Origin of the sequence: Cellulomonas sp. HZM (genome assembly GCF_000708885.1) — a bacterium.
Lineage (GTDB): Bacteria > Actinomycetota > Actinomycetes > Actinomycetales > Cellulomonadaceae > Cellulomonas.
In genome coordinates this window covers 85,397-106,290 of the sequence record NZ_JEOE01000008.1, presented here as the reverse complement: position 1 = coordinate 106,290, position 20,894 = coordinate 85,397, and the positions used below count along the sequence as shown (strand labels likewise).

General features: G+C 74.0%; 13 protein-coding genes. 6 read left to right on the top strand and 7 right to left on the bottom strand.

Going from position 1 to position 20,894, the window contains the following annotated elements; all coding sequences use genetic code 11:
* Window positions 1-3: 3 nt before the first annotated feature.
* Window positions 4-1,341: an ABC transporter substrate-binding protein gene (locus tag AW16_RS0106780; protein ID WP_029289206.1), complete on the bottom strand. Its 1,338-nt coding sequence runs from the start codon at window positions 1,339-1,341 to the stop codon at window positions 4-6.
* 95 nt (window positions 1,342-1,436) lie between these two features.
* Window positions 1,437-2,600, bottom strand: coding sequence for an ROK family transcriptional regulator (locus tag AW16_RS0106775; RefSeq protein ID WP_029289205.1), 1,164 nt, complete (start codon window positions 2,598-2,600; stop codon window positions 1,437-1,439).
* A gap of 321 nt (window positions 2,601-2,921) precedes the next feature.
* On the opposite strand from AW16_RS0106775, the gene disA reads away from it, so the two are divergent.
* Window positions 2,922-4,001, top strand: a complete 1,080-nt coding sequence (gene disA, locus AW16_RS0106770; protein ID WP_029289204.1) for a DNA integrity scanning diadenylate cyclase DisA — start codon at window positions 2,922-2,924, stop codon at window positions 3,999-4,001.
* A 21-nt stretch (window positions 4,002-4,022) separates the two neighbouring features.
* Here the strand turns inward: disA and AW16_RS0106765 are convergent, their stop codons facing one another.
* The gene (locus tag AW16_RS0106765) at window positions 4,023-4,646 is read right to left on the bottom strand and encodes a hypothetical protein (protein ID WP_034648258.1); all 624 of its coding nucleotides are present in this window, start codon (window positions 4,644-4,646) and stop codon (window positions 4,023-4,025) included.
* 177 nt (window positions 4,647-4,823) lie between these two features.
* Window positions 4,824-10,358, bottom strand: a complete 5,535-nt coding sequence (locus AW16_RS16965) for a DUF5979 domain-containing protein (RefSeq protein WP_197021577.1) — start codon at window positions 10,356-10,358, stop codon at window positions 4,824-4,826.
* Window positions 10,359-10,577: 219 nt separating this feature from the next.
* Between AW16_RS16965 and AW16_RS0106750 the strand changes: the two genes are divergently transcribed.
* From AW16_RS0106750 to AW16_RS0106730, 5 genes are read left to right on the top strand one after another with little or no spacing between them, the layout of a single operon-like run.
* On the top strand, window positions 10,578-11,876 hold the full coding sequence (locus tag AW16_RS0106750) for a nitrous oxide reductase family maturation protein NosD (RefSeq protein WP_034648254.1): 1,299 nt from the start codon (window positions 10,578-10,580) through the stop codon (window positions 11,874-11,876).
* A complete protein-coding gene (locus tag AW16_RS18605; RefSeq protein WP_029289201.1) occupies window positions 11,873-12,541 on the top strand; it encodes a hypothetical protein in 669 nt (222 codons plus the stop codon). The genes AW16_RS0106750 and AW16_RS18605 overlap by 4 nt, the downstream gene beginning before the upstream one ends.
* Window positions 12,538-13,701, top strand: coding sequence for a Dyp-type peroxidase (locus AW16_RS18600; RefSeq protein WP_029289200.1), 1,164 nt, complete (start codon window positions 12,538-12,540; stop codon window positions 13,699-13,701). Before AW16_RS18605 ends, AW16_RS18600 begins: the two co-directional genes overlap by 4 nt.
* Window positions 13,698-14,579: an A/G-specific adenine glycosylase gene (locus AW16_RS0106735; protein ID WP_304412821.1), complete on the top strand. Its 882-nt coding sequence runs from the start codon at window positions 13,698-13,700 to the stop codon at window positions 14,577-14,579. Before AW16_RS18600 ends, AW16_RS0106735 begins: the two co-directional genes overlap by 4 nt.
* Before the next feature lie 22 nt (window positions 14,580-14,601).
* Complete coding sequence (locus AW16_RS0106730; protein WP_051681731.1) at window positions 14,602-14,952, top strand: cupin domain-containing protein; 351 nt, start codon at window positions 14,602-14,604, stop codon at window positions 14,950-14,952.
* A gap of 23 nt (window positions 14,953-14,975) precedes the next feature.
* On the opposite strand, the gene AW16_RS0106725 is transcribed toward AW16_RS0106730, so the two are convergent.
* From AW16_RS0106725 to AW16_RS0106715, 3 genes are all read right to left on the bottom strand, one after another.
* Complete coding sequence (locus AW16_RS0106725) at window positions 14,976-15,497, bottom strand: amino-acid N-acetyltransferase (protein ID WP_029289197.1); 522 nt, start codon at window positions 15,495-15,497, stop codon at window positions 14,976-14,978.
* A gap of 44 nt (window positions 15,498-15,541) precedes the next feature.
* Window positions 15,542-19,705 carry a bifunctional nitrate reductase/sulfite reductase flavoprotein subunit alpha gene (locus AW16_RS0106720; protein ID WP_029289196.1) on the bottom strand — a complete coding sequence of 1,388 codons (4,164 nt, stop codon included), beginning with the start codon at window positions 19,703-19,705 and terminating at the stop codon, window positions 15,542-15,544.
* A gap of 128 nt (window positions 19,706-19,833) precedes the next feature.
* Window positions 19,834-20,769, bottom strand: coding sequence for a sugar-binding domain-containing protein (locus AW16_RS0106715; protein WP_029289195.1), 936 nt, complete (start codon window positions 20,767-20,769; stop codon window positions 19,834-19,836).
* Window positions 20,770-20,894: the final 125 nt, after the last annotated feature.

Sequence of the window (20,894 nt, the reverse complement as noted above, 5' to 3'; positions counted from 1 at the left end):
GCGTCAGCTCCCGCCCTGCAGCTTCACGGCTGCGTCGATCTCGTCGTCGACCTGCTTGAGCATCGCCGAGAGGTCGTCGACCTTGCCCTGCTGCCACTTGGCGGTGTGGGTGCCGAAGATCGTCTGGTACTCCGCGCCGATGGCCGACGGCGGGGTGGTCGACGAGTGCTCGTTCTCGAAGATGTCGAGGAACGTCTTGAACTGCTCCGAGACCTCGAGCTGCGGGGAGACGATCGCGTCGTGCATCGTCGGCACGTTCTTGAGCCCGTTCGACAGCTTGACCTGGGCGTCGGTGTTCGTCGTGAGGTACTTGATGAACGCCCACGCGGCCTCGGGGTTCTTGGACCCCTTGCCGATCCCGACGATGTTCCCCGTGATGTACCCGCCGCCGTAGGTGCTCTCGTACCCCTGCGCGGACGGGAAGGGCGCGGTGCCGTAGTCGAGGTCCTTCGCCTGGTCGGCGATGAACGCGGTGCGGTACTCGCCGTCGAGGTTCATCGCGACGCGGCCCGTCTGGAAGTCGTTCTGCGCGGAGAACTCCTCGCCCAGCCCGGCCTGGAACTTCGCGAGCTTGGCGTACCCGCCCAGCCTGTCGACGATGTCCTTCTGCCACTGCAGCAGCACCGGCCAGCCCGGCGACGACCCGATCGCCGACGTGCCGTCCTCGTTGAGCCACTTCGCGTCGGCCGACGGCGCCCAGTGCGCCTCCGCGTTCTCGTAGTAGCCGAGCAGCGGCATGAAGCCCAGCTGCTTGATCGAGCCGTCCTTGTTGTACGTCGTGAGCTTGACGGCCATGTCGGACAGCTCGGCGAGCGTCTTGGGCGGCTGCGTGTAGCCCGCCGCCTGGAGCAGCTTCTTGTTGTAGTAGAGCCCGTAGACGTCGGCGAGCGCGGGCATCGTGCAGCGCTTGCCGTCGAACTGCGTGTAGTCGCGCACGGTCTGCGGGATCTGGTCGAGGTCGACCTTGTCGCGCGTGATGAACGACGTGAGGTCGACGAAGTCGCCCGACGAGCAGAGCGGACCCACCTGGTCGGTCGAGTAGCTCAGGCCCACGTCGATGGGCTGGCCCGCGGAGATGGCCTGGCGCATCTTCTGGTCGTCCTGCCCGGACTTGACCTCGACCTTGACGCCGGGGTTGGCCTTCTCGAAGTCGTCGACGACGCCCTGGATGACGTCCGCCTCGCGGTCGGTGAAGAAGTGCCAGAACTGGATGGTGCCCGTGACCGTGGGCGGCGCGGACGCCGCCGCGGTGGGGCCGCCGCCGCTCGACCCGCCGCTGCACGCGGCGACGAGGGCGAGCGACACGAGAGCGGGGACGGCGAGGACTGAGCGGTATCGCACGACGTGACTCCGTTTCGGGTGCTGGGGATGTGCTGAGGGTGTGCTGCAGGGACGTCCGGCGGGCGCCGGTCGCCTGGTGCGGGTCGGTGTGGGTGCTAGCTGACGAGGTCCAGCAGCCTGCTGCGCAGGTCGGCGCCGACGACGGCGCGTGCTCCCCGCAGCACCGGCTGATCGGGCACGGTGCTGGCGGAGACGGTCGGGGACCACCTGGTGGTCCTGCGGATGTGCGCCCGCACCTGGTCGGCGAGGGCCTGACCGCCGGCCATGCCGGTCGGTCCACCGAGCACGACCCGGTGCGGGGCGAGCACGGCGAGGACGGGGAGCACGCCCGCGGCGACGCGCGGTGCGAGCTCGGACAGGACGGCGTCGCGCTCGTCGGACGTCGCGAGCGCGTCGAGCACCTGGTCGAGGCGTCGGCCGCGCACCCCGTGGGCGCGCGCCACGCGGGTCACGGCGACGCCGCCGACGAGGTCTTGCAGGTCGGCCGACGACGAGCCGTCACCCGTCACGACGGGGAGGTAGCCGATCTCGCCCGCGCCGCCGGCAGCGCCGCGGTGCAGCTCGCCGCGCAGGTGCAGCGCGACGCCGAGCCCGTCGCCGAGCCACAGCAGCGCGAAGTCCTCGTCGGCCTCGACCGACCCGTGCTCGCGCTCCGCGACCGCGGCGAGGTTGACGTCGTTGTCGATGCGGACGTCGATCTCGAGCCCCTTCTCGAGCTCGGCGCGCACCTGGCGGCGCGGCCAGCCGGGCATGAGGCCGGTGAACGCGAGGTCGTCGGTGCGCGGGTCGACGGCCCCCTGCAGCCCGACCATGGCGGTCACGACGCGCTCGCGGTCCACGCCGGCGGCGCTGCACGCGGCGTCGATCGCCGCCCTGATGTCTCCCACCGCGGAGCGCTCGGACGCGTTGTGCGCGAGCTCGACCTCCGCCACGGGGTGCTCGGTGCCCGCGGCGTCGACGACCGTCGAGACGACGCGGTACGGCCGTACGTCGACCGCCACCGCGAGCATGCGGTCCCCCCGTGCCGCGTACGTCGCCGCGTTGGGGCCGCGCGCGCCGGTGACCTCGCCGACCTCCGCGATGAGCCCCGCGGCCTCGAGCCGCGCGACGACCTGCGACGCGGTGGGCTTGGACAGCCCGGTGAGCTCGCCGATCCGGGCGCGCGTGAGCGGCCCGTGCTCGAGGAGCAGCGCGAGCGCGGCGCGGTCGTTCAGCTCGCGCAGCAGCCCGGGCTTGCCCGGCTGGTTCACCGCAGACATCGCGCTCCGATCGTCGTCGACCGCCGCCCTCGTCGTCGAGGACCTGCGGCTCAAACTATTAGGTAGGTTTCCTAACAGTCAACGCCCTGAACACTTCCCCGGCGTCTCGTTCGTGTAACGACTCGGTGAACCGCACCGCCCCTCGATTCCCCCATCCGGCTCCCACCACTCCCCGCGAGCGGGGCCGCCGCCTGAGTGCGCGGACAGTCCGCGAGCGCGCGGCTTGCTGGTGCGACTCTCACGGACGACCCGCGCGCTCACCGGCTGCGCCCCCGCGGTTCGGAGCCCGGAAGCGAGGGGGTCGCTCGTTAGGATGTGCCCGTGGTCGCGCACCCCCACACGCCCGAGGACCTGCTGAGGTCCACCCTCGCCGCCGTCGCCCCCGGCAGCGCGCTGCGTGACGGGCTCGAGCGCATCCTGCGCGGGCGTACCGGAGCGCTCATCGTGCTCGGGTTCGACCGGACGGTCGAGAGCATCTGCTCGGGCGGCTTCGTGCTCGACGTCGAGTTCTCCGCGACCCGCCTGCGCGAGCTGTGCAAGATGGACGGCGCGGTCGTCGTCGACCAGAACGTCGGCCGGATCGTGCGCGCCGCGGTGCAGCTGCTGCCGGACGTGACGATCGAGACGAGCGAGTCCGGCACGCGCCACCGCACGGCGGAGCGCGTCGCGAAGCAGACCGGCCTCCCCGTGATCTCGGTGTCCGCGTCGATGCGGATCATCGCGCTGTACGTGGGCAGCCAGCGCTACGTCCTCGAGGGCTCGACGACGATCCTGTCGCGCGCCAACCAGGCGCTCGACACGCTCGAGCGCTACAAGGCCCGGCTCGACGAGGTCAGCGGCACGCTGTCCGCGCTGGAGATCGAGGACCTCGTCACGGTGCGGGACGTGTCCGCCGTGGTGCAGCGCCTCGAGATGGTGCGCCGCATCTCCGAGGAGATCGAGGGCTACGTCGTCGAGCTCGGCACCGACGGTCGCCTGCTCACGCTGCAGCTCGACGAGCTGGTCGGCGGCATCGGTTCCGACCGCGAGCTCGTCATCCGCGACTACGTCGACACGAGCCGCCGCGACGTCGAGTCCGTGCTCGCGGCGCTCGCCGAGCTCAGCTCGACCGACCTGCTCGACATCGCGCACATCGCACGCGTGCTCGGCCTCCCGGGCGGTGGCGACGCGCTCGACGCCGCGGCGGGCCCGCGTGGCTACCGCCTGCTGTCGCGCGTCCCGCGCCTGCCGGGGGCGATCGTCGAGCGGCTCGTCGCGCACTTCGGCGGCCTGCAGAAGCTCCTCGCGGCCGGCATCGACGACCTCATGGCCGTCGACGGCGTGGGCGAGCAGCGCGCGCGGGCCGTGCGCGAGGGGCTGTCGCGGCTCGCGGAGTCGAGCATCCTCGAGCGGTACGTCTGAGATCAGCCGCGCGACGCGGCGTCAGCGCAGCGCGAGCACCGCGGGCGCGGCGTTGACCCCGTCGAGCGTGTACGTCACGGCGTAGGTCCCGGGCTTCGCGGCGACGGTCTTGTCCGGGCACCCGGCCGCCGACCGCACGCGCTTCCATGTGGTCGTCGCATCCACCGATTGGCCCTTGGTGAGCAGCAGCGGCTTGCTCGCGGTCGCGTCCGTCGCGCAGTCCTTCGACGTCCACACGACGTCCTTGCCCGACGTGATCACGAGCTGGCGGTGGTCGTCACCGGCGTCGACCAGGCACGTGGCGTCGCCCGTGTTGGTGATCGTCGTGGTGAGCCTCGGGTTCCTGCCCGCGGCGTAGGAGTCGTGGTCGGCGGTGACGGCGACGGTGTACGACGAGCACGGCGGGACGCTCGTCGTCGTGGTGGGCTTGGTGGTGGGCTTGGTGGTCGGCTTGTCCGTCGGCTTGTTCGTCGCCCCGGTCGACGTCGCCTTCGACGTGCTCGCAGGCGTCGTCGGCCCCGTCGCGTCGTCGGCCGACCCGCGTCCCGCGACCATCCACACCAGCACCACCACGAGCACCAGCGGGATCCCGAGCACGACGAGGCGCCGCCGCCAGTACACGCTGCTCGGCAACCGTTCGCTCATCGCACGTCTCCCCCGGGGACCCGGATCACGCCGGACCGTGCCCGTCCAGTGCCCGTCCAGGTCACGGCCATGTCCGACCAGGTCCGACCGTGTCCACGGTACGAGGGCACGACGGCCGCGGACGGCAACGGGCCCGGCGCGCCGCGTGATGCGGCGAACCGGGCCCGTGCGCGACCGTCAGGCGCGCGACCGCCGGCGCGAGGACCACACGAGGGCGAGCACGCCACCGAGCAGCACGAGGAGCGCGAGCCCGGCCACGCCGGCGACCTGCGCACCGGTCGTCGCGAGCGCACCGCCGTCGGGCTTCGGCGTGGGCTTCGTGCCGTCCGGGTCGGTCGAGCCGCCGGTCGTGACCTCGGCGGCCTTCGCGTGGAACGGGTCGTCGTCCGCGACGCGCACGGGCGTGCCGTCGTCGTGGCGTGCCGTGACGAGCGCACCGTCGGCGTCACGCGAGGGCTCGCCGGTCGGCTTGCCGTGCGCGTCGACCGCCGGGACGACGACCGTGGCCTCGACGTCGACCGTGTCGGCGTGCGTCCCCTGCTCCAGCGTGAGGTCGCCCGTGCAGAAGAACGACGCGTTCGGCGGGAGCTCGCCGTGCCACGTGCCGTCGGCGACGAAGTCGTACGCCTTCGGGCCGCCGAACGGCGACAGGTCGCACGTCCACGACGCGATCTCGGGGCCGTGGGCCGTGGTGTCGGCGAGGTCGACGTCCGTGAGGGTCGTCGTGCCGGTGTTCGTCACGACCCACCGCACCTCGTGCGGGGTCCCGCTCGCGACGGCGACGGCGTGCGCGGCGTCCTGCGCGTCCTGGGCCGCGTCGACGAGCGGCTTGGTGGGCACCACCCAGTCGTCGCCGTCACGGACCTGCGGGTCGTGCGACGCGCCGTCGTACTTGATGACCTGGATCGCGCCCGTGAACGCGTCGTAGGCGTCCTCGTCGCGCACCTTCGTGCCCGACGCGATGCCCACGCCCGTCACCGAGGCGACGTCGACGTGCGGCTGCGCGGAGGCCGTCACGGTGAGCGACGCGACGCCGGTGATCGTCTCGCCGGGGGCGAACGACGCCGTCCCGGAGCCGAACGTCGCGGGCCACGTCGCGACCCACGCGTCGCCGTCACGCACGGCCGTGGCGGTGGAACCGTCGGGGAACGTCCAGGTGATGGCGGTGACGGCGTCGCCCGAGACGAGGTCGTCGCGCAGCGTGACCTCGCGCAGGCGCTCGGTCCCGGTGTTGGTCACGACGAGGTCGATCTCGCGCTTCTCGCCGGGTGCGTAGTGCTCGCCGTCGGCCATCGTGTCGGCGTCGTGCAGGATCGTGCCGCCCGCGCCGTCGCCCTTCTCGACGTCGATCGCCGGCGTGACGGTCGTCGGGTTCTCGAGGACCACCTCGACGGTCTCGTCGGCCTTCACGGTGACGTGCGTGACCTCGTGCCCGTCGACGAGGAAGCGGGGCGTGCCCCAGCTCGCACCCGCCGGCAGGCCGCCGGTCGGCGTCGCCTCGGACAGGTCGACGACCGTGCCCGCGGGGAGGTCGGCGACGGTGAAGCTGCCGCCGTCGGTGATCGTCCTGGTGGTCGGCGACTCGCCCGGGACGGTGTACGTCACGTCGAACGCGGGGTGGCCCTGCAGGACGTGGGTGCCCTCGCCGACGACGTGCTTGGTCACCCGGAACCCGCCGAACAGGCGCGTCGTGGGGTTCTCGAGCCCGACCGCGACCGGCGACGAGCCGATCGTGAAGGTCGCCGAGCCGTCCGGGTTCGTCGTGACGCCCGTGCCGGACCAGACGGGCGTGCGCCACGAGACGTCCGCGGGCGCGCCGGTCGGCGTGACCTCGCGCAGCGTCACGACCGTGCCGCGGGGCAGGCCGGAGAACGACTGCGTGGGCACCGCCTTCGTCAGCGTGATCGCGGTCTGGGCGACACCGTCGCGGTCCCAGTCGACCGTGAAGCCGAACGTCGCCGGGACCGAGGCCGCCGCGTCACCCGTCACGTCCTTGGTCACGGAGAACCCGTCGACCAGCTGGTCCGTCGGGTTCTCGAGCCTGATCGCGATCGTCGACCCGGCCACCACGGTGACCGTCGCCGTGCCGTCACCGTTGTCGTGCACGCCCGCACCCGTCCACACGGGGGTCTCCCACGCGAGGTCCGGGCCGCCCGCGGGGCGCGTGCCCTCGCTCAGCGTCACGACCGTGCCCGCGGGGACGTCCTCGAGCACCGTGCTGCTCGTCGTGGTCAGCGCCTTGGTCACGGTGGACCCGCCGACCGAGAACACCACCTGGTACCCCGACGTCGGCGCAGAGGCCGCGGCCGGGCCGGTCACGGTCTTGAGCACGCTGAGGTCGCCCGTGAGCTGGGTCGTCGGGTTGGTCAGGCCCACGGCGACGAGCCCCGAGCCGATCGTCACCGTCGCGGAGCCGTCCGCGTGCGACGTGACGCCCGTGCCGGACCACACCGGGTCGCCCCAGCTGACGTCGGCCGGTGCGCCGGTGCGCGCACGCTCGGTGAGCGTCACCACGGTGCCGTACGGCAGGCCCCAGATGCTGTCCGCCGGGGACGCCTTGGTGACGTCGAGCACGTCGGTGCCCAGGCCGCCCGTGACGGGGTTGGTCCAGGTCGCGTCGACGAGGAAGTGGAACCCGTTCGGCACCGACGCCGCCGCGCCGCCCGAGACGGTCTTGGTGAGCGAGATGCCGCCCTGGTCGCGGGTCGTCGGGTTGTCGAGCGCGATCGAGACGTCGGTGCCGTCGCCGATCGTGATCGCCACGACGTCCTGGGTCGCGGCGACGCCGCCGTCCACGGTCCACGACGGGGTCTGCCACTGCACACCCGCGACGACCGGCCGCGTCCCCTCGCGCACGAGCACGGACGAGCCGTAGGGCAGGGCCGGCGACGTCACCGAGCCGCCGCGCTCGACCGTCAGGTCGTGCCACGACGTGCCGGCGTCCGTCGAGTACTGGACCGTGAAGTCCTGGTCGGCGGCGACGAGCGAGCTGCCGTCGCCGGAGACCGTCTTCGCGACCGAGAACGTCCCGGGCGCGAACAGTGTGTTCGTCATCGTGAAGGCGAACGCCGTGCCGGCGCCCGTGAGCGCGTAGTAGCCGTCCGCGTCGGGCGTCCGGGCCGGAGCCACGGACAGCGTCGTCGCCTTGTAGGTCCCGGACTCGGTGACCTTCACGCGCGAGCCCACCGGGAGCGTCACCGACGGCGAGGAGCCGCCCACCGCGAGGTCACCCGACCACGCCGGACCCGAGCCGATCGCCTGGCCACGGAAGTCGCGAGCCGCCGCGGACAGGGCGAACGTCTGCCCGCTGCCCGGTGCCGCACTGCCGGACGCGAGCTGCTTGGCGACCGTGAAGGACACGTTCGCGACGAGGCCCGCGTCGAAGCCGTGGTCGTTCTCGCCGGGGCCGCCGACGGTCACGGGGATCACGCCGGCCGACGACGCGTCGGAGTCGACGCCGTCGTCGCTGCCCGCGTGCGCGGTGGTGAAGGCCGCGGCGCTCCACGGCACGGTGCCGAACGTCGGGTCACCCGTGAACAGGTTCCCGGTGCTCGGGAGCACGACCTTGACGGTGTACGAGCCGTCCGGGTCGAAGCCCGGGACGTCCGCGGTGCTGAAGTAGTAGGTGCCGTCGGCGCCCGTGACCTTCGTGGCCAGCTTGGTCGCGCCGTCCCACAGCTCGACCGTGACGCCCGCGACGGACGGCTCGTCGGCGTCCTGCACGCCGTCCTGGTCCGCGTCGAACCACACGCGGTCCCCGATCTCGACGGGAGCCTGCGCGGCGAGCGCCTCGATGTCGCCCAGGCCGCCGCCCTTCTGGAACGTGCCCGACGACCCGGCCGAGCCGCCGGCGTCCGCGAGGTGCTCGTACCCGGCGATCGCCGCGCCGTTCGTCGTGCTGAACCACATGAGCCCGGCCACGCGGATCGCGTTCAGCGGGTCGAACGCCGTCGAGACGACGCCGTCCACACCGGGCAGCGTCGTCACCGAGCCGAGGGTGACCTCGTTGTGGCTGCCGCCCGCGCCCTTGTTCTGGGCGTCGTTGAAGAACTCGCGACCGCCGGGCCCCTGCGGGCTCGCGGTCGACGCGCCGGTCCGCGTGCCGGCGACGCCGTTCGCCTCCAGCGTGTAGACGCCACCGGCGGGCGCGGCCGTGAGGATGTCGCCGCTCGAGACGGTCTCGTAGCTCTTGGTGTCGCCCGCGAGGGTCGAGTGGTTCCGGTTGCCGCCCTGGATGCCGGTGCGGTCGGCCAGCCCGAGCACCATGTAGCCGTCGGTGTCGAACGTGATGGTCGTCAGCACGGCCTGCGGGTACACCTGCGCGTCGCCCCACGCGGTCGTCCCCACGCTCCAGGCCGTCGCGCCCGAGCCGCCGTTCCACGTGTCGACCCACGAGTTCCACCGTGTGACGTGCGGGTCGGTGTTCGGGATGACCTCACCCTTGGTGTAGCCGAGCGCTCCGCCCAGCACCTCGGTCCACGCGGTGGGCGCGGACTCGGCGGCCCGCAGCACGTGCAGCTTCGCGCCCTGGTCCGAGGCGCTCGTGCCGGGGGCGGCCTCACCGCTGTCGACGACACCGAGGTAGATCGACCCGTCGTGCACCGTGAGCGCCCACGGGCGCTGGCCGGCGGGCAGGACGGGACCCCACGGGCCGCTGACCGTCTCCGTCGCGAGGTCGACGCTGTACAGGCGGCGGTCCTTGAGGTTGACGAGGTAGAGCGTGCGGCCGTCCGAGGAGAACGTGAGGCCGCCGATGCCGACCTTGGCGGCCTGGGCGAAGCCGTCGACGTCCGCGGCGGGCGCCGCAGGCCCGGCGATCCCGCGCGCTGCGGTCGTCGCCGCCGTGCCGACGTCCACACCGTGCGCCGACAGGTCGAGCCACTGCTGGACGCTCGCTCCCGGCCGGATCGAGCCGTCGGCCGCGAGCGCGTCGCGCACGATGTACAGCCCGCCGAGGCCCAGTGGCCCCAGGTCGGCGTGCCGCTTGTAGGTGGCGGCCGCGACGAGGACGTCCGCCTGGCGCGAGTACGCGGTGCCCCACAGCGACCCGGTCTGCGACAGCGTGCCGAGCGTGGTCCGGCCGGGGTAGGTGCCCTGCTGCTGCGCGGTGGCGGAGCCCGTGGCGCCCGACGACTGGAAGTTGGTGCCCCACGGCGCCGCGACCAGCGAGGGCGAGTCCTTCGTCGTCGCGCTGGTGCGCAGGCCCGCGTACTGGATCGCGGTGACGACCGGTGCGTTGTTCGGCGCGTACTCGTCGTCGGACGCGAGCGCGTAGTCGACCCCGGTGTCCCCGACCGTCACGAACTGCACGGAGGTGCCGTTGTCGGCCCCGTGCTTCGACGGCGACGAGCCGGAGGGGGTCGCGAACGCGACGCGGACGTGGGAGTCGAACGCGTCCGCGACGGCGAGCGTGTACGTGCCGTCGGCGGCGGTCGTCGCCGACCCGACGCTCGCGCCGAGCGCGTCGACCGCGCTCACCGCGACGCCCGCGACACCGCGGTCCCGCGACAGCCCCCCGGTCGCGGACCCGGCGTCGTACGCGCCGTTGCCGTTGAAGTCCTGGAAGACGCGTCCCTTGACCGAGCCGGACGTCGCGGCGTCGGCCGCGGTCGCGCCCACGCCTGCGACGGTCCCGACGGCGAGCAGGGCCGCCGCGGTGAGCGCGGCGACGAGGCGGGACGTGGGACGCGACGAGGGTCGGCGCAGCAGCACGAAGGAGGTCCTTCCGAACGGGTGGGGGTCCGCGCGCGGCTCGTTGACCAGGGACTCCGCGGCGCGCGTGCAGTCTGTCGGACGCTCCGGCACGGTTCGTCCGACGATGTCCGTTACCTCCGGCAACCGGCGTGTGCGGCGTGGGCAAGATCACCCTCGCGTTCACACGTTCGGCCCAGCGACGGCCGACCCGCAGGGGCGGCGACCTACACTCGGCGCGTGCTCTCCCGCCCCCTCACCGCCCTCCTGGCGGCCTGCGCGCTCGTCGCCGTCCTGGCGACGACGGCGTGCGGGGGCTCGGGCGGTGACCGCTCGCTCGTGCACGTGCCGGGCGACGTCGCGACGATCACGAAGGCGGTCGACCGGGTCGCGCCGGGCGGCACGGTGCTCATCGCTCCGGGTGTGTACGACGAGCAGGTGGTGGTCGGCAAGCGAGACGTGACCATCCGCGGCGAGGACCGCGACGCGGTCGTCGTCGACGGCGGTGGTCGGCGGCCCTACGGCGTCGTCGCGACCGCCGACGGCGTCCGGATCGAGAACCTGACGGTGCGCCGCACCACCTTCTACGGTGTGCTCGTCACGGGTCTGCACGACGAGAACGGGCCGTCGGCGCACGACGGCCAGGGCTACACGCACCTCGACCCGGACAAGTTCCCGCCGGTGCAGCGCTTCTCGATCGACCACGTCACGGCGACCGACAACGGCCTGTACGGGATCTACGCGTTCGACGCCAACCATGGCGTCATCCGCGACTCCTACGCGTCGGGATCCGCGGACTCGGGGTTCTACGTCGGGCAGTGCCGCAGCTGCGACATCCTCGTGCAGGGCAACGTCGCCGAGCGCAACGCGGTGGGGTTCGAGAACGCGAACGCGTCGGACTCGGTGGTGATCGTCGGCAACCGGTTCAGCGGCAACCGCGTGGGCATGACGCTGATCTCCAACTACCAGGAGGCGTTCACGCCGCAGCGCGCCAACACGGTCGTCGGGAACCTGGTGTCGGACAACCAGCAGGCCGACACCCCCGAGCAGGCGACCGGCGGCTGGGGCATCGGCCTCGGCATCAGCGGCGGGCAGGACAACGTGCTCCTGCGCAACCGGATCACGGGCAACGTGCGTGCCGGGGTTCTGCTCGCCAACACCGAGGACCTCGCCGCGACGGGCAACACGTTCACCGACGACGTGCTGACCGGCAACGGCGTCGCGGTCGCGAACGTCTCCGCGGCCCGCGCACCCGCCTCGGGCAACTGCGTGACCCCGGCCGCGGCGCCCACGCTGCCGGCCGACCTGCTCGCCGACTGCCACGGCACGCAGCCCACCGGCACCCTGCCCGCGGTCGACGTCCCGGCGGGCACCAGCTTCCTCGAGGTCGCGGCACCGCCCGCGCAGCCGTCGATGCCGGACCCGGGCGAGCGCGGACCCCTGCCCGCGACGGTGACCATGCCGGACCTCGACACGATCCCCGTCCCTGCCGCCGACCTGCTCGCGGACCTCGCCGGCACCGCGCAGGGCTCGTCATGAGGCGCCGCCGGACCGCGGGGCTGCTCGTCGTCGCGGCCGGTGCCGCCGCGGTGCTCGTCGGCTGCTCGTCGGCACCGCAGGAGCGCCCGGTGACGCAGGACGAGGCGCAGACGCTCGCGACGATCCGCTTCCACGACTACGACGCGGGCACGCGCGCGTTCAGCACCTCGGTCACGGACGCCTCGGGCACGCTCGACCTCGCAGGCTGGGTCGACTTCCGCGACCACACGGGCTACGCGCTCGCGACGCAGGACGACGCGGCGCCGAGCCTGCTGCTGTGGGACGGCTCGTCGGCGCGCCTCCAGCCCGCACCGGCGGGGACGACGACCGCTCCGCTCCCCGTGCCCGTGGCGCTGCGGTCCACAGCCGCGACGCCGCTGGACGCACGCTCGTCGGGCGTGCACGCGACGCTGCTGGTGCTGCTCGACCTGGGTTCCGACCGCCCCGAGAACCCGCTGCTGCTGCAGCAGGGCGGCGCGCGCTGGCTGCGCTCGGACGACGTGGACGGCACGGACGTCGACGTCTTCGCCGCGACGAAGGCCGGCACGTCGCGCTACTGGGTCGCGCAGGACGGGACGCTGGTACGGGCGGAGGTCCAGGTGGGCGGCCGGTGGACGACGATCGACCTCGGCGCGGCGAGCAGCACGTCGCTGGCCAAGCCGTGAGCGACACCCCCGGCATCAGCCGGCGCGCGCTGCTGCTCGGCACCGGAGGCGTGGTCGCGGCAGCGGCCGTCGCGGCCGTGGGCACGGCGGTCACGCAGGGCGGGCCGACGACGAGCACGACGACCGACCGCGCGCCCGGCGTCCGCGCCACGGGCCGCACCCAGGCCGGCGTCGCCCGCCCCGCGACCCCGCAGCGGCAGGCGCTGCACGCGGTGCTGCGGCTCGGCGGGGGCGCCGACCCAGGCCCCGACCTGCGCTCCGGCCTGGCTGCCGCAGGCGCGACGATCCTGCGCCTGGTGTCCGGACCGTCCGACGAGCTCCCCGACGGCCCGGGCGACCTCACGATCCACGTCGGCCTCGGCCCGGGCCCGCTCGCGGCGATCGACCCGACGCTCCCGGCCGCCACCGCGATGCCGCGGTTCGCGGGCGACGACGGCATCCCGGCCGGCCGCGACGACGGCGACGTGCTCGTCGCGCTCGCCTCGAGCGACGGCACCGCGCTGCGCCCGGCGCTCGACGCGGTCGTCGCGAGCCTGCCCGGTGCGACCACGCTGTGGGCCGAGCACGGCTTCCGCGGCCCGGGCCAGGGCACGATCGCGCGCAACCCGCTGGGCTACCACGACGGGATCATCGTGCCGGAGGGCGACGACGAGCTCGACGAGAACGTGTGGCTCGCCCACGGCCCGCTCGCGGGCGCGACGGTGTGCGTGCTGCGGCGGCTGCGCCTGGACCGCACGCGGTTCGCGGCGCTGGCCGAGGGCGAGCGCGACCGGGTGATCGGGCGGCACGCGGACGGCCGTCCGCTGTCGGGCGGTGGCCCGACGGCCGAGGTCGACCTGCAGGCCAAGACGCCGGAGGGCGCCTACCTGACGCCGGCGCGTTCGCACGCACGCGCCGCGCACCCGTCGTTCACGGGCAGCGCGCTCATGCTGCGCCGCGGCTACGCGTTCGACCGCGGCCCGCTCGCGGACGGCACGGCCGACGCGGGGCTGCTGTTCGTCTGCTTCGCGCACGACCTCGAGACGTTCGTCCGCACGCAGCTGCGCCTCGACGAGACCGACGACCTCATGCCGTTCACCACCCCCACCGCGAGCGGCTCGTTCCTGGTGCTGCCCGGCTTCGACGCGGCCCACCCGCTCGGCCACCAGCTGTGGGCGTGACACCGCTCGTCGCCGACGTCGTCGCCTGGTTCGACGAGAACGCGCGCGACCTGCCGTGGCGCGCACCCGACCGCACGCCGTGGGGCGTGCTGGTCAGCGAGATGATGCTGCAGCAGACGCCCGTGGTGCGCGTCGAGCCGGCGTGGCGCGCGTGGATGGGCGCGTGGCCGACGCCCGCGGACCTGGCCGACGCCCCGACCGCCGACGTCCTGCGCGCGTGGGGCCGGCTGGGCTACCCGCGCCGCGCGCTGCGGCTGCAGGAGTGCGCGCGGGCCGTCGTCGAGCGGCACGGCGGCGAGGTCCCGGACGACGAGGCCGCGCTGCTGGCCCTTCCGGGCGTCGGCCCCTACACGGCGGCGGCCGTGCGCGCGTTCGCGTTCGGCCGACGCGCCGTGGTGCTCGACACCAACGTCCGTCGCGTGCTGGCCCGCGCGGCGCGGGGGGTCGCCCTGCCCGCGCCGCACCTGACGGCGGCCGAGACCCGGGACGCCGCGGCCCTGGTCCCGGCCGACGAGGCGACCGCCGCCCGCTGGGCCGCCGCCTCGATGGAGCTCGGCGCGCTCGTGTGCACGGCCCGGTCCCCCGCGTGCGAGCTGTGCCCGCTGCGCACGTCGTGCGCGTGGCTCGCTGCGGGGCGCCCGGCCGACGAGCACGCGCACGCCCGCCGCACGCAGGCATGGGCGGGCACCGACCGCCAGGTGCGCGGGCGCGTCATGGCGCTGCTCCGCGGGGCGCTCGAGCCCGTCCCCCCGCACGCGCTCGACGACGCCTGGCCTCCCGGTGCGCAGCGCGACCGGTGCCTCGCGTCGCTCGTCGCCGACGGGCTCGTCGCGGAGGTCCCCGGCTCCGACGGCCCGTCGTTCACGCTGCCGCGCTGACCTGCGGGCCAGGATGGGTGCCATGCACGTGACGCGCACGGTCGGCTACGACGTCGAGAGCTTCCGCTCCACGGGGGTGCGGATGGAGGCGCTGCCGCCGACGGACGACCGCGGCGTGCAGGTCCACGTCGCGCACGTCGCCGCGGGCGGGACGATCGGCCGGCACCCCGCCGTCCGCTCGCAGGCGTTCGTGGTGGTCAGCGGCACCGCGACGGTCGCCGGGCACGACGGCGGACGACGCGAGCTCGGCGCGGGCGAGATGGTGGTCTGGGCTCCCGGTGAGCAGCACCAGACGTGGGCGGTGACCGACCTCGTCGCGGTCGTCGTCGAGTGCGACCGCCCGTTCGACCTCGTGGCCCACCTGCCGCACTGAGGGCGCTCCGGCGCGCAGCCGCGCTACAGCTCGATGAGCATGCGCGTGTTGCCGAGCGTGTTGGGCTTCACGCGTGCGAGGTCGAGGAACTCCGCGACGCCGTCGTCGTGCGAGCGCAGCAGCTCCGCGTAGACCTCGGGCGTCACGGGCGTGCCCTCGATCGCGTGGAACCCGTGCGCCGTGAAGAAGTCCACCTCGAACGTCAGGCAGAACAGCCGCCGCAGCCCCAGCTCCCGCGCGCGCTGCACGAGCGCCTCGAGCAGCGCGTGCCCCACGCGCAGCCCGCGCACCGCCGGGTCGACCGCGAGCGTGCGGATCTCCGCGAGGTCCTGCCACATGACGTGCAGCGCACCGCACCCGACGACGCGCCCGGCGGGATTCGCCGCGACCAGGAACTCCTGCACCGCCTCGTAGTACCCGACCCACTCCTTGGCGAGCAGGATCCGCTCGTCGGCATACGGCTGCACCAGCTCGCGGATGGCGCGCACGTCCGCGGGGAGGGCTGGACGTACGTGCACCTGCGGGACGACGGAGGGGCTGGTCACGGTGCCACGCTAGCGGGCGCACCCGCCCGGGTCGGCGCACGTCATCAGTACACGTCCCGCGCGTACCGGCCCTGGGTCTGGAGCGCGCGCACGTAGGCGGCCGCGTCGTCGGGCGCGAGCCGGCCGTGCGTCGCGGCGACCTCGCGCAGCGCGGCGTCGACGTCCTTCGCCATCCGCGACGCGTCGCCGCACACGTAGAAGTGAGCGCCGTCCTGCAGCCACGCCCACAGCTGCGCGCCGTGCTCGAGCATGCGGTGCTGCACGTACACCTTGTCCCGCCGGTCCCGGGAGAACGCGGTGTCCAGACGCGTGAGGGTGCCGTGACGGTGCAGCTCGGTGAGCTCGGTGCGGTAGTAGTGGTCCGTCGCCTCGCGCTGCTCCCCGAACAGGAGCCAGTTGCGACCTCCGTGGCCGAGCGCGCGGCGGTGGTCGAGGAAGCCGACGAACGGCGCGACGCCCGTGCCGGGTCCCACCATGACGGCGGCGGCATCGGGGTTCGCGGGAGGGCGGAAGTGCCGCGCCCGCTGCACGAACGCGGGGACGTGCAGGCCGAGGTCCGCGTCCGCGAGGTGCGCCGACGCGACCCCCGTGCGCCGGCGGCCGGTCGGCCCTTCGTACCGGACGACGGACACCGTGACGGACAGCCGGCCGGGGTCGACGAGCGGGCTCGACGAGATCGAGTACTGGCGCGGCTGCAGCGGGCGCAGGACGTCGACCCACTCCTGCGCCGAGAGCTCGAGCCCGAGGCCGGCCAGCACGTCGGGCGTCTGGCGCCCCCAGAGCCAGCGCTCGAGCGCGTCCCGGTTGCCCGGCCGCAGCAGCCGGGCCAGCTCGCGGTCGCCCGTGCGGTCGAGCGCGAGGCGCAGCAGGTCGTGGCCGGGCCGGGTGATGTCGAGACGGGCGGCCAACGCGTCGGCGAACGTCGTCGTCGTACCCGCGAGGACCTCCTCCGCACCGGTCGCGCCGGTCAGGTCGAGCCACTCGTCGACGAGGGTGGGCGCGTTGGTGGGCCACACGCCGAACGCGTCGCCCGGCTCGTACGCGTGCCTGTCCGGGTCGACCTCGAACGTGAGGAGCCGGACCTCCTTCGCCGAACCGTCGAGGCTGAGGAGCCGGTTGCCGACGAGCGTCGCGCCCGCGGGCTCGGCGCGCGTGGCCCGTGCCGCGGCCGGGCCCGTGGTCCCGGGCAGCCCTCCGCGGGCCGGCACGGGCTCGACGCCACGCTGCTCGGAGTGCTGCTCGGAGTGCTGCTCGGCGACCTCGCCGGCCGCAGGACCGGGCAGGCGAGCCGCCTCCGGCGCCGCGAGCGCTGCGACCAGCGCGTCGACCCACGCCGCGGCGGCGTCCTCGAAGTCGGGCTCGCAGTCGCGGCGCTCGAGCACACGCGTCGCGCCGAGCTCGCCGAGGCGCTCGTCGAGGCGACGGCCGAACCCGCAGAAGTCGGCGTAGCTCGAGTCGCCGAGCGCGATGACCGCGTACCTCAGACCGGCGGGGACCCGCACGTCGTCGGCGCGGAGCTGGTCCCAGAACGCCGTGCCGTTGTCGGGCGCGTCGCCGTCGCCGAACGTGCTCGTGACGACGACGACGTCCGCGCCGGTGCCGAGCGCGGCGGCGCCCGCCGCGTCGAGCTGGTTCACCGACACGGTCCGCCCCGCGTCGCGCAGCCTCTGGGCCGCCTGCGCCGCGACCTGCTCGGCGTTGCCCGTCTGCGACGCCCACAGCACCGCGACGGGGCGCCCGTCCGGGCCGGGCACCGGTTCGGCCTGCGACCCGCTGCCGACCTCGGGGAGGCTGCGCGACCAGGCGCCCGCGAGGACGCCGTCGACCCACGCGGCCTCGAGCGCATCGAACGGCGCGCCCGGTGGCAGGGCGGGCGCGGGTCCGTCCGGCCGGCACGCGACCCCGGCGAGCAGCCCGGCGAGGTACGTGCGCTGCAGGTCCGAGAGCCGTGGCGGCGTGATCCCCGCGACCCCGAGCGCGTCGGCGACGTCGGCGACCCCGACGACCCCGGGCGCGTCGACGACCTCGTCCGGCCGGACCGTGACCTGCACCTTCGTCAGCTGCACGGCGCACACCTTCAGCTCGGGCTGGAACGAGACCGGGTCCACGGCGTCGTTCGTCACGGCGTTCACCGCGACGCCGGGGGCGAACAGGTCGCCCCAGTGGAATGGCGCGAAGCAGCAGCCCGGCAGCACGCGGTCGGTGACGACGACGGGCACCTCCGCGCGGCCGCGACGCGAGACGACCGCGAGCACGTCACCGTCGCGCACGCCCAGCTCGGCGGCGTCCTGCGGGTGGACCTCGACGAACGGCCCCGGGCTGAGCCGCTCGAGCTTCGCCACCTTCCCGGTCTTGGTGCGCGTGTGCCACTGGTGCTGCACCCTGCCGGTGCTCAGCGTGAACGGGAAGTCGTCGTCGGGCAGCTCGGCGGCGGGCAGGTGCGGGCGCGGCCAGAACCTCGCCCGCCCGCTCGGGGTCGGGAAGACGAGTGCCGGCCGGTGCCCCTCGTCGTCCACCAGCAGCGCCTGGCTCACGCCGTCGTTCAGGTACCGCACGGGGTTGCGCGCCGCGCCGTCCGGGGGGCACGGCCACTGCACGGGCCCCTCGCGCAGCCGCTCGTGCGTGACGCCGCGCAGGTCCCAGCCGCTCACCGGGTTCCACGCGCTGCGCAGCTCGTCGAACACGTCGGAGGCCGACGCGTACGTGAAAGCGTCCGAGAACCCCAGCGCACAGGCGACCTGGGCGATCAGTCGCCAGTCGGGAGTGGCCTCGCCGGGCGGGTCCAGCACCCCCGGCACGAGCGTGAGCGTGCGCTCCGAGCTCACCATGACCCCGTCGGACTCCGCCCACAGCGTCGCGGGCAGCACCACGTCCGCGAAGGCGTTGGTCTCGGTCTCGGCGTAGACGTCCTGCGTCACGACGAGCTCGGCACACGCGAGCGCCTCCTGCACGCTCGTGCGGTTGCCCATCGACGCCACGGGGTTGGTGCAGACGACCCACGCCGCCTTGATCTCTCCCGCGCGCATGCGCGCGAACATGTCGACCGTGCCCGTGCCGTGCTCGGTCCGCAGCGCGCCGGCCTCGATCCCCCACAGCTCCTCGACGAACGAGCGGTCCGCGTCGACGAGCACCGAGCGCTGGCCCGGCAGCCCGGGACCCATGTAGCCCATCTCGCGTCCGCCCATGGCGTTCGGCTGGCCGGTGAGCGAGAGGGGCCCGGCGCCGCGGCGGCAGATCGCACCGGTCGCGAGGTGGAGGTTGACCAGCGCGTTCGTGTTCCACGTGCCGTGCACCGACTGGTTGAGCCCCATGGTCCAGCAGCTCGTCCACGCACCCGCCTCGCCGATCCACCGAGCGACCGTCCGCAGGTCGTCGGCCGGCACGCCCGTGAGCTGCTCGACGACGTCGGGCGGGTAGTCCGCGAGCAGCGCGGGCATCTGGTCCCAGCCCTCGGTGTGCGCCGCCACGAACTCGTCGTCGACGTGCCCGCCCTCGAGCAGCAGGTGCAGGATCCCGTTCAGCAGCGCGATGTCGGTGCCGGGCCGCACCGCGAGGTGCAGGTCCGCCTTCTCCGCGGTCGCGGTGCGGCGTGGGTCGACCACGACGAGGCGCGCGCCCGCCTTGACGCGGTCCATCATCCGCAGGAACAGGATGGGGTGGCAGTCGGCCATGTTCGCGCCGACGACGAGGAAGACGTCGGCGTGGTCGAGGTCGTCGTACGAGCCGGGCGGCCCGTCCGCGCCGAGCGAGAGCTTGTACCCGCTGCCGGCCGACGCCATGCACAGCCGCGAGTTCGACTCGATGTGCTGCGTGCGCAGGAACCCCTTGGCGAGCTTGTTCGCGAGGTACTGCGCCTCGATCGACATCTGCCCCGAGACGTAGAGCGCGACGGCGTCGGGCCCGTGCTGGTCGAGGATCGCGCGGAGCCGCGCGGCGACGTGCTCGACGGCGTCCGCCACCGGGACCGCGACGGGGGCCGCACCGCGCTCGGGCCGGACCAGCGCGGTCCCGAGCCGCCCGGGCGCGGCCAGCAGGTCGGCATGGGTCGCGCCCTTGGTGCACAGACGACCGGTGTTGGCCGGGTGCGCCTTGTCGCCCGAGACCTTGAGCGCCGTCCGCCGACCGTCGGGACCCGCACCGACGTCGATCACGACCCCGCAGCCCACGCCGCAGTACGAGCACACCGTGCGCACGCTCGTCGGCTCCATGCGCCGACGCTAGGCAGCGCGTGTTGCGCCACCGTTCCCGCGTGCGGGCGCGGGCGTAACGAAGAACGCACACGCGCGGAGGCCGTGCCGTGAGCCGGCCGCGATCCGGGCCGTCGACCCCGCCCGGGTCAGCGGTTCGCGGACTCCAGCAGGCGCGCGGCGGTGATCTCGTCGACGACGAGGTCCGTCACGACCCCCGCCCGCAGCGCGGCCAGCAGCGGCGCCGCCTTGTTGTCGCCCGCCACCACGCACAGCCGGCGCGGCACGTGCTGGAGCTGGTCCGGGTCGGGGCCGGTGGCGCGCGCGTTGAGCGCGATGTCCTGCCACGAGCCGTCGGCGCGCAGGAACACGGTGCACACGTCGCCGACGACGCCCTCGGCGTGCAGCAGCTGCACGTCCTCGTCGTCGAGGTAGCCCGCGGAGTACACGTGCGACGGGACCGCGCCGGCGACCGCGCCGACCGAGAAGACCGCGATGTCCGCACGCGCCTGCATGTCGAGCACGCGCCGCACCGAGCGCTCGCGCCACATCGCGTCCTTGGTGTCGGGGTAGTCGAAGAACGCCGGCACCGAGAAATGGTGCACCGCGGCGTCGAACGCCGACCCGAACGAGGAGATGAGGTCGCTCGCGTACTCGACGCCGCTCGTGCGCATGTTCGCCGCGCCGTTGAGCTGCACCACGGACGCGCCGCGCGTCGGCTTCGGCGCCAGGAACCGGGACACCGACGCGAGCGTCGTCCCCCAGGCCACGCCCATGACCATGTCCGAGTCGAACCACGAGGACAGCAGGCGCGCGGCCGTCATCGACACCTGGGTGAGCCGCTCGACGTGGCTCGCGGAGTCCGGCACCGGGACCACGTAGGACTCGATGCCGAAGGCCGCGGACACGGACCGCCCCAGGCCCGGGGCGCGCGAGGACGAGGGGCGCAGCGTGATCTCGACGAGCCCCGACGCGCGTGCCTGCTTGAGCAGGCGGGACACCGTGGAGCGCGACGTCCCGAGGTGCCGTGCGATGACCTCCATCTTGAGGTCCTGCAGGTAGTACATCGAGGCCGCCCTCAACATGTCCTGCTCGCGGTCGTCGCCCACGGCCACCCCCTTCGTTGCACGTTTGTGCGCTGCGGTTGCGCGTTCGTTCGCCGAGTCCGACGATAACAAGCGTCCGAATCGCCCACATCCCAGGAGTCGCC